Below are 12337 nucleotides of genomic sequence, written 5' to 3'. Positions count from 1 at the left end.
CTATTTCTTGTTTTCAATTAATGAAATAATTTCTTTAAGCTCATCAACGCTTATCTTTTCTTCCTTAGCAAAAAAAGAAACAACATTCTTGTAAGAGTTATTAAAATAATTCTCGATGGCAGTGTTCATAAAGCGTTTTTTGTAATCTTCCTTTGAAACGATAGGATAATACTGATGTGTCTTCCCAAATGCATTATAGCTTACGTATCCTTTATCTTCTAAATTCCTAATAATAGTAGATAAGGTATTGTAATGTGGTTTTTCAGTTTTAATCTCAGCTAAGACATCTTTTACAAAAGCTTTTTCGAGCTTCCATAGAATATGCATTATTTCTTCTTCTTTATTTGTTAACTTTTGCATTTTGATACTAAAATTTATGCTTTAGAATTCAAATATAACTAATTTTATAGTTATAAAACTAAAATAATAGTTATTTAACGAAAATTTTAGTTTTTCGTTGCTTTAAAAATGAAATGCTATCTTCGCCATTTAATTAAAAAAGCGATTAAATATTTGATTGATAGATGAGTGTATTTCTTGTTATTATTGGTTTGGTGGCTCTAGTTGTCGGTGGTGATTTTTTGGTGAGGGCATCTGTCGGACTATCTTTTAAGCTCAAAATTTCTAAATTGGTTATCGGTATGACCGTTGTATCATTTGCTACTTCGGCTCCAGAACTACTTGTAAGTTTACAGGCTGCTTTTGATGGTGTTACTGATATTGCCCTGGGAAATGTTATAGGATCAAATATTGCAAATATCGGGTTGGTGTTAGCAATTACAGCAATCATTTCGCCTTTGGCCGTAGATAGGGATTTTTATAAGCTCAACTGGCCAATGATGATGTTGGTCTCTTTTGCACTTTACTTTTTTTTAAAAAACGATGAGTTGTTGTCTCCTTTAGAAGGGGCTGTTTTATTTATTGCCCTAACTCTGTTTCTCTTTATACTAATCAGAAGTTCAAGGAAGTCGATAAAGGCCAATTTGGAAGATGTCGATGATACCTTGGCTGTGGTTTCAAATTTCAAGATAGTAGTCTGGCTATTAATCGGAGCGGCTGGTTTATATTTTGGTTCAGAATGGCTAGTTGAAGGCGCAAAACAATTGGCTAAAGCAGTGGGCGTAAGTGATTATGCTATTTCTGTTACAGTGATTGCTATAGGCACTAGTGTTCCAGAATTGGCAGCTTCCGTGATTGCTGCACTTAAGAAAGAAAAAGCTATTTCCTTAGGTAATTTGATAGGTTCTAACATCTTTAATATAGCTTCTGTTTTAGGTTTAACGGCCATTATAAAACCTATAGAAGTTAATCCGAATACACCAGAAATATTATCAACTAATATTTTTTGGATGATCGCTTTTGCAGCAGTTTTAGTGCCTTTGATTCTTATACCCCGACGCTTTCAGATTAATCGACTGAAAGGTTTTCTTTTATTTGGCGCTTACGTTATTTTTATCGTTTTAGCTCTAAAATAAAAAAGCCCGCAATCGCGGACTTTCTTATATAATATTAACTGCAAATAAACTAAACATCTGCACTTTTTACGGTCTTCACGATTCTTCCTGCAACTTTATAAGGATCTGCATTAGATGCTGGACGGCGATCTTCTAACCATCCTTTCCATCCTTTTTCTACAGTAATAATAGGGATGCGTATAGAAGCACCTCTATCTGAAATTCCATAACTAAACTCATCGATAGATTGGGTTTCATGATCACCAGTTAAACGTTGGTCGTTAAATTCACCATATACTGCAATGTGATCTTTAACTACAGGTCTAAATGCTTCACAAATTTTTTCATAAACTTCTTGGCTTCCACAAGTTCTTAATGTAGTGTTAGAGAAGTTGGCATGCATACCAGAACCATTCCAGTCCATATCTTTTCCTAATGGCTTAGGATGGTATTCTATGTAGTAACCATATTCTTCGGTTAAACGGTCTAACAAGTAACGTGCAATCCAAATTTCATCACCAGCTTTTTTAGCACCTTTGGCAAATAATTGAAATTCCCACTGACCAGAAGCTACTTCTTGGTTAATACCTTCAAAGTTTAGCCCAGCAGCTATACAATAATCGGCATGGCGTTCAACAAGTTCTCTACCATGAGTGTTGCGTCCACCAACAGAACAATAATACAAGCCTTGAGGAGCAGGATAACCACCTACAGGGAAACCTAAAGGCAATTGAGTTTTTCTATCCATTATAAAGTACTCTTGCTCAAAACCAAACCAGAAATCATTATCATCATCATCTATAGTTGCTCTTCCGTTAGACTCATGCGGAGTTCCGTCAGCGTTTAAAACCTCAGTCATTACTAGATAACCATCTTTTCTCGCAGGATCTGGATAAATAGCCACAGGCTTTAATAAACAATCAGAAGAATCACCAGTAGCCTGTCTAGTTGAAGAACCATCAAAAGACCAAATCGGACAATCCTCTAATTTACCACTAAAATTCTCCTCAATTTTAGTTTTACTTCTCATGTTTTGAGTCGGCTTATAACCATCTAGCCATATGTACTCTAATTTAGATTTACTCATCATTATATAGTTTATAATTTGACCATGCAAAGATTGTCTTTTTTTTTAATTGGTCAAAAAATACAGGGTCTTTTAGATAAAATGTTATTAATAGTTGTTGATAACCCTATTTTTTGGAGGGTTAAATGTACGATTTTAATAAATTCGTATTTTTGAACCAAAATTTTGTGAATATGTCAACATTAAGATTTCATGCCGTAAAAGAGTCCTTAAAAAGAACACCAATAGATATTGAAGAAATAAAGAGACGTTCAGAAGTTTTTGGAGCAAATGTCTTTAACGAGACTGCTATGCGTCAGTATTTAACTAAGGATGCTCTAATAAGTATCATGGCTGCTATAGAAAAAGGTTCTAAGATTGATAGGCTTTTAGCAGATCATATTTCTACAGCGATGAAAGAATGGGCAATTTCAAAAGGTGCTACACATTATACCCATTGGTTTCAGCCATTAACAGGAGCTACTGCAGAAAAGCACGATGCATTTTTTGAAACTATTGGAAACGGATTAGCCATTGAAAAATTTGGAGGTAGCCAATTGGTGCAACAAGAACCGGACGCGTCTAGTTTTCCACATGGTGGTATAAGAAATACCTTTGAAGCCAGAGGATATACAGCTTGGGATCCTACATCGCCCGCATTTATATATGGTACAACATTGTGCATTCCTACTGTTTTTGTATCCTATACGGGCGAAGCCCTAGATTATAAGACACCTTTATTAAGAGCACTCCATGCTGTAGATAAAGCAGCGGTGGCAGTCTGTAAATACTTTGACAAAAATGTTAAAAAAGTAAGTGCCTCACTGGGTTGGGAACAAGAGTATTTCTTAATCGATAATGCTCTAGCAGTATCGAGACCAGATCTAGTACTAACAGGTAGAACTTTACTAGGGCATTCGCCAGCAAAAGGACAACAACTAGACGATCATTATTTTGGAACGATTCCGGCAAGGGCAATGGCCTACATGCGCGATTTAGAGAATGAATGTATGCTATTGGGTATTCCAGTAAAAACTAGGCATAACGAGGTGGCGCCTAATCAGTTTGAGTTGGCTCCCATATATGAAGAGGCCAATTTAGCAGTTGATCATAACTCCTTGCTTATGGACGTTATGCAAAAAGTTGCTAGACGCCACGATTTTAAGGTGCTGTTACACGAAAAGCCATTTGCAGGGGTTAATGGTTCTGGCAAGCATAATAATTGGAGTTTAAGTACCGATACAGGTATTAACCTTTTGTCACCAGGAAAAACACCAATGAGTAATCTTCAGTTTCTAACATTTTTTATTAATACAATTAAGGCCGTTTTAACTTATGAAGAATTGCTTAGAGCTGCTATAACTTCTGCAAGTAATGATCATCGCTTGGGTGCAAACGAAGCGCCTCCAGCAATTATTTCAGTGTTTATTGGAGCGCAATTATCTAAGGTATTAGAAGAGTTAGAAGGCGTTACCAAAGGAAAACTGTCACCACAGGAAAAAACGGACTTAAAGCTTAATGTTGTGGGTAAGATTCCCGAAATACTTCTCGATAATACAGACAGAAACAGAACATCACCTTTTGCATTTACAGGAAACAAATTTGAATTTAGAGCGGTCGGATCTAAGGCGAATTGTGCAAATCCAATGACAGTTTTAAACACGATAGTCGCCAAACAATTGATGGATTTTAAAGCAGAAGTAGATCATTTGATAGATGGGAAATCAATGAAAAAGGACGATGCCATTTTTAACGTTTTAAGAGAATATATAAAGACATCAAAAGCAATCCTTTTTGAAGGAAATGGGTATAGCGCTGAATGGGAAAAGGAAGCAGGAAAAAGAGGGTTGAGCAACAATAAAACGACACCAGAAGCTTTAAAAGTAAAGGTTTCTAAACAGTCTATCGCGCTTTTTGAGAATCTTGGGGTAATGAACCAAGTTGAAGCGCAAGCGCGTTATGAAATTGAAATGGAAGAATATATTCTTCATATTCAGATAGAAAGTAGAGTTATTGGCGATATAGCTCGTAATCATGTTGTGCCAACAGCAGTGAGATATCAAAACATGCTTATAGAAAATGTTACTGGTTTAAAGACTATTTATGGTACTAAATTTGAAGATTTGGCTCAAGAGCAATTGAATTTAATCGAGCAGATTTCAAAGCACATAGAAGCTATAAATTCTTCGGTGACTAAAATGATAGATGTGCGCAAACAAATTAATAAGCAAAAAGATTTAGAAAAAAAAGCAAATGGTTATTGCCAAAAAGTAAAACCTTTTTTTGATAATATTAGGTACCACTGTGATAAGCTTGAGCTTATGATAGACGATGAACTCTGGCCACTCACTAAATATAGAGAGCTTTTGTTTACCAAATAATTTAAATTAATTAAACAAAGGACTACTTTCCGTTAAAGGCTATGTAAGTATTTATACGTACAAAATAAAATCTAAAATTATTTTTTATGTCGTTTGTCGATGACAATTGTCGCGTTATCGAAAACCCTGTTAATTGTTCTTAAAAAAGCGGTTGAAGACATTTTCTCAAGGAGTTTATTTAGTATGTTTGTAGTGCTATTAATCAATATTTGTTTAAAATGAAGAAGTTACTATTAAGTGTAGCTATTCTTGTGTGTGCGACTTTAATTCTTTCTCAGGATAATTCCGAAGATATCAAAGATGTTGTAAAAGAAGAGGTTGTCAATATACAATCTGAGCTACAGACAGAATCTTAAAATTAAAGACATTATTATAAGGCTTTCAGGCCTGTTTAGATTTCATAGGATAAAACCATTATTTTGGTTTTATCCTATTTTTATTACCGTTAATCTTATATTTTAAGATGAATTGAATATTATTTTTCTATATTGTGAAGCTCCATAATCTTAAATGACATAAGCTTATTTGCTAATTAAGGTTATATGATTGCCATATCTAAAAATCAATTGCTAATAGTTATTCTAACTATTTTTAGTCAAATTGGATATGCCCAAGATGAAAAAGATCTGCAAGACAATAAGAGTCTTTACCAAAAGTTAGGATTTTATGATTTACGAGGAACCAGTGCAGTCGATACTGGTTTTGGTACATCTTTAATCACTAGCGATTATCCAGAACCTGAATTTGATTTCTATTTTAGAATTGGTTTTAAACAATACATTACAGAATACTTAAATGTTGGCTTAACATACAATAAGTATAACTTAGCTTTTAACGATACTTTTAATGAAGGCTATATGTCTTTCGATTTAAATTTAGAGTGTCTCATATTACCATATGATGAATTCTCTCCTTTCATATTTGGTGGCTATGGCTACAATGCATCAAATGATTTTGAGAATACCCAAACTAAATTACAAGTAGGAGTAGGTTTAGAGTATATTGTTGTAGATGGGGTTGGAGTTAAGCTTTTTGGAGATTACAATTATACACTCTCTAACGAGTTAGAAGGTCTTATAGCTCCAAACACTGACGAGTCGTTCATTAGAGTTGCCTTTGGTATTAATGTATATTTTGGAGGGAATAAAAAAAGAGAACGCTTGTTAGAGAATGTGAAGACGGTAATAAATTCCAATTTGATTAAATAATCCAATTCTATTCTTACTTTTGCAAGACCAATGTCATAATTAGTTTCAATGAGTAATTCGGTTAGTAAAAGATACGCCCAAAGAGGAGTTTCTGCCTCAAAGGAAGATGTCCATAATGCTATAAAAAATATTGATAAAGGTTTATTCCCTAGGGCTTTTTGCAAAATAGTTCCAGATTACCTAACTAATGATGATGCATATTGTCTTATAATGCACGCCGATGGCGCAGGGACTAAATCGTCTTTGGCTTATATGTACTGGAAGGAAACTGGAGATATCTCAGTTTGGAAAGGTATAGCCCAAGATGCATTAATAATGAATATCGATGATCTTTTATGTGTAGGAGCAACGAATAATATTATGTTGTCTTCGACCATAGGAAGGAATAAGAATTTAATACCAGGAGAGGTTATTTCTGCTATAATTAATGGTACAGAGGAGTTAATTAAAGACTTGGAAAACTTCGGAGTCACCATTCATTCCACAGGAGGAGAAACTGCAGATGTTGGAGATTTGGTGCGGACCATTATAGTAGACTCCACGGTAACAGCACGCATGAAACGTACTGACGTCATCGACAATGCTAATATCTTGGCTGGCGATGTCATTGTTGGACTTGCATCCTTTGGGCATGCGTCCTACGAAACCGAATACAACGGTGGTATGGGCAGTAATGGTTTAACATCTGCTAGGCATGATGTGTTTTCAAAATATTTAGCAAAAAAATATCCAGAAAGCTTTGATGCTGCTGTTCCTGAAGAATTAGTGTATTCAGGTAACACAAAATTGACGGATAATGTAGATAATTCACCCATAGATGCAGGTAAATTAGTGCTTTCGCCAACCAGAACCTATGCTCCAATTATTAAGGAGATATTGAATAAATATAATAGTAACTCTATTCATGGTATGGTACATTGTAGTGGTGGAGCGCAAACTAAAATTCTTCATTTTATTGATGATCTACATATTATAAAAGATAATATGTTTGAGATTCCTCCTTTATTCAAATTAATACAAGAGCAATCAAAAACAGATTGGAAGGAGATGTACCAAGTCTTTAACTGTGGTCACAGAATGGAACTTTACGTTAAACCCAAAGTAGCTGAGGATATTATCTCAATATCAAAATCATTTAATGTAGATGCTCAGGTAATTGGGAGGGTTGAAGCTTCAGAAACAAAGAAACTTACCATAAAAAGCAAATATGGTACTTTTGAATATTAGCTTATATAAATCCTTTAATAAGCGATAAGAAAATACAGGTTAATAAGCCATCGAAAATAAATATAGTACTAAAAAACTTGAGGTTAGAGACACCTCTTATTTTATAAAACTTTAAGCGCTGTCTAAGTCTTCTATCGCTGATCATTATCCATAACAAAAAGACCAAGAACAACTTTGTACAGAGTGCCAGTATAAGTTCTGGATTAATAACCGTAATCGCTATGGTTACTAAAAAAGACCATAGCGCTAAAGGCTTGTAGTAGTTTAGTATAGAGGTGAATTGCCTTAGCATATACATACAACGTCAGACCATTCAAAAATATTTTTCTGATGAGCAGACAAATTTCATTTTCTTTGAAATCCGTAAAAAATTGTACTTTTGACTTCAATTTTTTGAAGAGCGATGTTAGAGAAATTACAGATTGTAAAACAACGGTTCGATGAGGTTAACGACCTTATTATACAACCAGATATTATAGCCGACCAGAAGCGTTATATTCAGTTGAATAAAGAGTACAAAGACCTTAAGCAGATTGTTGACAAAGGAGAGGCGTATAAAACGCTTATGGATAATATAGCTGAGGCTGAAGAGATTATTGCAGATGGGTCTGATGCAGAAATGGTAGAGATGGCCAAAATGCAACTTGACGAAGCCAAAGAAGCATTACCAAATCTTGAAGAAGAAATTAGGTTTTTGTTAATCCCTAAAGATCCAGATGATGCAAAAAATGTTGTGGTCGAAGTAAGAGCCGGAACAGGTGGTGACGAAGCCAGCATTTTTGCAGGTGATCTTTACAGAATGTATTCTAAATACTGCAGTGATAAAGGCTGGAGTACTAGTGTAGTAAGTATGAATGAAGGCACCTCGGGTGGTTTTAAAGAGATTATATTCGAGGTTACTGGCGAAGATGTCTATGGTACCATGAAGTTTGAAGCAGGAGTGCACCGTGTACAACGTGTGCCACAGACCGAAACACAGGGTCGCGTACACACAAGTGCTGCAACTGTAATTGTTTTGCCAGAAGCTGAAGAGTTCGATTTTGAACTCGATATGACTGAAGTACGTATTGAACGTACAACCTCTACAGGGCCAGGTGGTCAGTCCGTTAATACAACATATTCGGCAATTAAATTACACCACGAACCCACGGGAATGATTGTTAGTTGTCAAGATCAGAAGTCGTCTCACAAAAACTTAGAAAAAGCCCTTAAAGTATTGCGTTCTAGATTGTATGAAGAAGAAATGCGAAAGCGCCAAGAAGCTGACTCAGAGAAACGTAAAAGTATGGTGAGTTCAGGTGATAGAAGCGCAAAGATTAGGACCTATAACTATCCTCAGGGGCGTGTTACAGACCATAGAATAGGATTGACCCTTTACGACTTACAGAATATCATTAACGGTGATATCCAAAAAATCATAGACGAATTAATGCTGGCTGAAAATACTGAACTCTTAAAAGCTAGTGGAGATATAATTTAGAGCTGTCATTCCTGCGAAAGCAGGAATCTCACATTCAAACTGATTGCTATTCTTTAATTAGATTCCTGCTTTCGCAGGAATGACAAATATGACAACAAATCAACTCATAGAACAAATCCATAAAAAGAAGTCTTTCCTCTGTATAGGCTTAGACGTCGATTTGAATAAAATTCCGAAGCACTTACTAGAAGAAGAAGATCCAATCTTTGCGTTTAATAAAGCGATTATCGATAAGACACATCATTTTTGTGTGGCATATAAGCCCAATACAGCATTTTATGAGGCTTATGGTATTAAAGGTTGGTTAGCATTAGAAAAGACCATCAAATACCTTAATAATAATTATCCAGAGATTTTTACCATTGCAGATGCTAAACGTGGTGATATTGGTAATACAAGTTCCATGTATGCTAAAGCATTTTTTGAGGATTTAGGATTTGATAGTGTAACGGTCGCACCTTATATGGGAAAAGACTCTGTAGAACCCTTTTTGGCCTTTAAGGACAAACATACCATACTCTTAGCATTGACTTCTAATCAAGGCGCGTTCGATTTTCAGACCAAGACTCTTAGTGGCATAGAATTATACAAGCAAGTTTTAGAGACTTCGAAAACCTGGGATAATTCAGAAAACTTAATGTATGTGGTTGGTGCTACCAAAGCTGAGTACCTGGTAGATATACGTAAAATTATTCCCGAAAGTTTCCTGCTAGTGCCTGGTGTTGGCGCACAAGGTGGAAATTTGCAAGATGTGTGTAAGTTTGGGATGAATGACTCCGTTGGTTTGTTGATTAATTCTTCAAGAGGAATCATCTATGCATCACAAAATGACGATTTTGCTGAAGCTGCTGCTGAGACAGCTAGAGGACTTCAGATGCAGATGAAGACAGAACTATTGAGGTATTATGATGAAGGATGATGAAGTAATCTCTTTAAAAATGAGATTATAGCAGAACACAAATTTTCTTGATAATGATATTTGTAGACCAACTTAATCGTAAACTCCGACTTAAGAAAACCCCTAAGCGAATCATTTCTTTAGTGCCATCCCAAACGGAATTGTTAGTGGATTTGGGCTTGGAAGATTTGGTTGTTGGTGTTACCAAATTTTGTGTCCATCCACAGCATCTTAGAAAAGAAAAAACAGTTGTAGGCGGCACTAAGCAAGTCAATATTCAAAAAATAGAAGCGCTTCATCCAGATATCATTCTTTGTAACAAAGAAGAGAATACAAAAGACATGATAGGAGAATTGGACTTAATCGCTCCCGTTCATATCAGTGATATAAATAATCTTGATGATTGTTTCAATCTTATTGAAAGGTATGGTGAGTTGTTTGAAGTGTCGGCAAAAGCTTCAGAAATTATTAATGGTATTCTAAAAGAGCGGAAGCTATTCCATAATAAGATAACTAGTTATGAGAAATATAAAGTGGCGTATTTCATATGGAAAAAGCCTTGGATGGTAGCTGCTTCTGATACTTTTATAGATTACATGATCCATGATGCGGGTTACATAAATGTATTTCAAAGCGAAAAACGCTATCCAGAAATCGATTTAAATTGCCCTGAATTGAATGATGTAGATAGCATTTTCTTATCAAGTGAACCTTACCCTTTTAAGCAAAAGCATGTTTTAGAATTAAAGGCCCAGTTTCCAAAAAAGAATATCGAGATTGTCGATGGCGAGTTATTTTCTTGGTATGGAAGTCGATTGCAGAAGTCGTACAGATACTTCGAATCCCTATATATGAGTGAATAAAAAAAGTCGGTACCTAACTAAAATACCGACTTTAATCTAACTAACTGTTCTAATCTCTTTTAAGACTTAATCTCTTTTGCATTGCAAAGATGCTGACTTTCTGTGGTTTAAATGTTATGTTAATATTAGCATATAATTAAATGTAGTTTAATAACTTTATTAGAAACGATATCAGTCATGAAAAAATCCGTTTTCCTTATGCTAGCCCTATTATTTGCTGTATTTTTATTTGCTCAGAACAAGCCTTGTAATTGTTGCACAGAAAAACATTCTGAATTTGATTTTTGGATTGGTACTTGGGATGTAACGAACCCAAATGGTACAAAAGCAGGAGTCAACGTTATTGAAAAAGTGCAAGATAATTGTATTCTACGCGAAAATTGGACAAGCGCTACACCAGGTTATACAGGAACCAGTAATAACTTCTATAATTATAAGACCAGTCAATGGGAGCAAATTTGGATCGATAACCAAGGGCAGAGTCTACACCTTAAAGGTAATAAAGTCGGAAACCAAATGATTTTGAGAACTGATGACGAAACCAATGCAGAAGGAAAAACGTTTTTTCATCGCGTTACTTGGACAGATAACGAAGATGGAACCGTAAGGCAATTATGGGAAACCATTACCGAGGATAAAGAGGTTACGGTTGCTTTTGATGGCTTGTATAAGAAGAAGAATTAGTTGGCTTGGATTTGCGAATCGCCAATAATGAACTTAAGCTTGTTAATCTCATGGAGTACTTTAGTGGCTCTAAATTCAGAAATATCACTGAGGGCGTGATCCGTCTGCCTAAGATTGTAGGCATCTTCAATAAGTTGTAGGTATTGCTGCTTTAGTTTGGTTCTTTTTTGATGCAACTTTTCTGAATTAGACACGACAAAAAATTATAAGTTAATGATGTTAAATTAATAAATATTCAAATACAAATTAACAAGTTGTTTGAAAATTTATTAAAAAATTAGAACAATAGAATTTTTAATCTTGAAGAGCAAATACCTTTTTTAATAGATCCGTGGTCCGTGAGGATACTTTATTTCTAATTTCCTTTTCCTCTACAGCGATCATGGTATAGACGCCTTCCAAAGCTTCTGTCGTAACATAATCCGTTAAATCAGGATTAACATTATTGGTAAGAGGAAGGTTGTTGTATTTTGTAATAAGGTTGGTCCAAATTTGGTCAGCACCAACTTTACTGAATGAATTGCTGATAACTGGCTTAAACTTATTGTAAAGCGCCGTTTGGGTTTTTGATGTTAAATAATTCGTAGCCGCATTATCTTCGCCCAAGAGAATGTTTTTGGCATCATCAAATGTAATATCCTTAACAGCATTTACAAAAATGGGTGTAGCTTCCTTAACGGCATCTTCCGCAGCTCTGTTAAGTGCTTTTAAACCCTCATCGGCTAAACTGCTCAAACCTATTTTTCGTAAGGCATTATCAACCTTTTGTAGCTCTTCGGGAAGTAAAATTTTAACAAGCTCATTTTTATAGAAACCATCTCTTTGAGTGAGTTTTGTGACTTGTTTGTCAATTCCAAAATCCAAAGCTTGACGTAATCCTGCAGCCATATCGGCATTGCTGAGCCCTCCACCTTGTGGTAAATCGTTAATAACATTTTGTAACTCTGCACAAGCAGTGAGATTGCATACAATAAGTAGGGCAAAAAATCTCTTAATCATGGATTTAGGTTTTTATTTCTAACAAAGATATGCTTTAAAAGTAATAGAGAAGTTATTGTAGGTTAAAATTACTATTT

The 12337-nt window shown here is 35.1% G+C and carries 14 protein-coding genes; 9 read left to right on the top strand and 5 right to left on the bottom strand.

The window, feature by feature from the left end:
* Positions 1-360 (bottom strand): BlaI/MecI/CopY family transcriptional regulator, encoded by a 360-nt coding sequence (locus tag Q0972_RS03590; protein ID WP_299362697.1) that lies wholly within the window; start codon positions 358-360, stop codon positions 1-3.
* 164 nt (positions 361-524) lie between these two features.
* Here Q0972_RS03590 and Q0972_RS03585 point away from each other — a divergent pair, with 164 nt between their 5' ends.
* A complete protein-coding gene (locus tag Q0972_RS03585) occupies positions 525-1475 on the top strand; it encodes a calcium/sodium antiporter (RefSeq protein WP_299362695.1) in 951 nt (316 codons plus the stop codon).
* Between the two features lie 49 nt (positions 1476-1524).
* On the opposite strand, the gene Q0972_RS03580 is transcribed toward Q0972_RS03585, so the two are convergent.
* Positions 1525-2541 carry a glutamine synthetase beta-grasp domain-containing protein gene (locus Q0972_RS03580; RefSeq protein ID WP_299362693.1) on the bottom strand — a complete coding sequence of 339 codons (1017 nt, stop codon included), beginning with the start codon at positions 2539-2541 and terminating at the stop codon, positions 1525-1527.
* A 173-nt stretch (positions 2542-2714) separates the two neighbouring features.
* Between Q0972_RS03580 and Q0972_RS03575 the strand changes: the two genes are divergently transcribed.
* The 4 genes from Q0972_RS03575 to Q0972_RS03560 all read left to right on the top strand — a co-directional run bounded on the left by Q0972_RS03575 (position 2715) and on the right by Q0972_RS03560 (position 7336).
* Entirely contained in the window at positions 2715-4901 is a 2187-nt protein-coding gene (locus tag Q0972_RS03575; protein ID WP_299362690.1) for a glutamine synthetase III, read from the top strand.
* A 218-nt stretch (positions 4902-5119) separates the two neighbouring features.
* Complete coding sequence (locus Q0972_RS03570; RefSeq protein WP_299362687.1) at positions 5120-5257, top strand: hypothetical protein; 138 nt, start codon at positions 5120-5122, stop codon at positions 5255-5257.
* Positions 5258-5443: 186 nt separating this feature from the next.
* The gene (locus Q0972_RS03565) at positions 5444-6109 is read left to right on the top strand and encodes a Curli production assembly/transport component CsgG (protein ID WP_299362685.1); all 666 of its coding nucleotides are present in this window, start codon (positions 5444-5446) and stop codon (positions 6107-6109) included.
* A 48-nt stretch (positions 6110-6157) separates the two neighbouring features.
* Complete coding sequence (locus tag Q0972_RS03560; RefSeq protein ID WP_299362682.1) at positions 6158-7336, top strand: AIR synthase related protein; 1179 nt, start codon at positions 6158-6160, stop codon at positions 7334-7336.
* Between the two features lies 1 nt (position 7337).
* Here Q0972_RS03560 and Q0972_RS03555 read toward each other — a convergent pair whose 3' ends face one another.
* Positions 7338-7628, bottom strand: coding sequence for a hypothetical protein (locus Q0972_RS03555; protein ID WP_299362680.1), 291 nt, complete (start codon positions 7626-7628; stop codon positions 7338-7340).
* Between the two features lie 111 nt (positions 7629-7739).
* Here Q0972_RS03555 and prfA point away from each other — a divergent pair, with 111 nt between their 5' ends.
* From prfA to Q0972_RS03535, 4 genes are all read left to right on the top strand, one after another.
* Positions 7740-8816 carry a peptide chain release factor 1 gene (gene prfA / locus Q0972_RS03550; protein WP_299362677.1) on the top strand — a complete coding sequence of 359 codons (1077 nt, stop codon included), beginning with the start codon at positions 7740-7742 and terminating at the stop codon, positions 8814-8816.
* Between the two features lie 88 nt (positions 8817-8904).
* On the top strand, positions 8905-9735 hold the full coding sequence (gene pyrF, locus Q0972_RS03545; protein ID WP_299362675.1) for an orotidine-5'-phosphate decarboxylase: 831 nt from the start codon (positions 8905-8907) through the stop codon (positions 9733-9735).
* Positions 9736-9788: 53 nt separating this feature from the next.
* Positions 9789-10577, top strand: a complete 789-nt coding sequence (locus Q0972_RS03540; RefSeq protein WP_299362674.1) for an ABC transporter substrate-binding protein — start codon at positions 9789-9791, stop codon at positions 10575-10577.
* A 198-nt stretch (positions 10578-10775) separates the two neighbouring features.
* Positions 10776-11261 (top strand): hypothetical protein, encoded by a 486-nt coding sequence (locus tag Q0972_RS03535; RefSeq protein ID WP_299362671.1) that lies wholly within the window; start codon positions 10776-10778, stop codon positions 11259-11261.
* Here Q0972_RS03535 and Q0972_RS03530 read toward each other — a convergent pair.
* Both Q0972_RS03530 and Q0972_RS03525 read right to left on the bottom strand, forming a co-directional pair.
* Positions 11258-11455, bottom strand: coding sequence for a Lacal_2735 family protein (locus Q0972_RS03530; protein WP_299362668.1), 198 nt, complete (start codon positions 11453-11455; stop codon positions 11258-11260). The genes Q0972_RS03535 and Q0972_RS03530 overlap by 4 nt on opposite strands.
* Before the next feature lie 100 nt (positions 11456-11555).
* Positions 11556-12260: a DUF4197 domain-containing protein gene (locus Q0972_RS03525; RefSeq protein WP_299362666.1), complete on the bottom strand. Its 705-nt coding sequence runs from the start codon at positions 12258-12260 to the stop codon at positions 11556-11558.
* Between the last annotated feature and the right edge of the window lie 77 nt (positions 12261-12337).

This window comes from Winogradskyella sp., from assembly GCF_028282165.1.
In the GTDB taxonomy this organism is placed as follows: domain Bacteria; phylum Bacteroidota; class Bacteroidia; order Flavobacteriales; family Flavobacteriaceae; genus Winogradskyella.
Note: the sequence above shows the minus strand (reverse complement) of the source record. Positions and strands in the feature narration are given on the sequence as shown.

Bases quoted from the DNA above. Each gene is read 5' to 3' on its own strand.
- prfA (WP_299362677.1), top strand. From the start codon at position 7,740: ATGTTAGAGAAATTACAGATTGTAAAACAACGGTTCGATGAGGTTAAC.
- Q0972_RS03580 (WP_299362693.1), bottom strand. From the start codon at position 2,541: ATGAGTAAATCTAAATTAGAGTACATATGGCTAGATGGTTATAAGCCG.
- Q0972_RS03575 (WP_299362690.1), top strand. From the start codon at position 2,715: ATGTCAACATTAAGATTTCATGCCGTAAAAGAGTCCTTAAAAAGAACA.
- Q0972_RS03555 (WP_299362680.1), bottom strand. From the start codon at position 7,628: ATGCTAAGGCAATTCACCTCTATACTAAACTACTACAAGCCTTTAGCG.
- Q0972_RS03525 (WP_299362666.1), bottom strand. From the start codon at position 12,260: ATGATTAAGAGATTTTTTGCCCTACTTATTGTATGCAATCTCACTGCT.
- Q0972_RS03565 (WP_299362685.1), top strand. From the start codon at position 5,444: ATGATTGCCATATCTAAAAATCAATTGCTAATAGTTATTCTAACTATT.
- Q0972_RS03590 (WP_299362697.1), bottom strand. From the start codon at position 360: ATGCAAAAGTTAACAAATAAAGAAGAAGAAATAATGCATATTCTATGG.
- Q0972_RS03535 (WP_299362671.1), top strand. From the start codon at position 10,776: ATGCTAGCCCTATTATTTGCTGTATTTTTATTTGCTCAGAACAAGCCT.
- Q0972_RS03570 (WP_299362687.1), top strand. From the start codon at position 5,120: ATGAAGAAGTTACTATTAAGTGTAGCTATTCTTGTGTGTGCGACTTTA.
- Q0972_RS03560 (WP_299362682.1), top strand. From the start codon at position 6,158: ATGAGTAATTCGGTTAGTAAAAGATACGCCCAAAGAGGAGTTTCTGCC.
- Q0972_RS03540 (WP_299362674.1), top strand. From the start codon at position 9,789: ATGATATTTGTAGACCAACTTAATCGTAAACTCCGACTTAAGAAAACC.
- pyrF (WP_299362675.1), top strand. From the start codon at position 8,905: ATGACAACAAATCAACTCATAGAACAAATCCATAAAAAGAAGTCTTTC.
- Q0972_RS03585 (WP_299362695.1), top strand. From the start codon at position 525: ATGAGTGTATTTCTTGTTATTATTGGTTTGGTGGCTCTAGTTGTCGGT.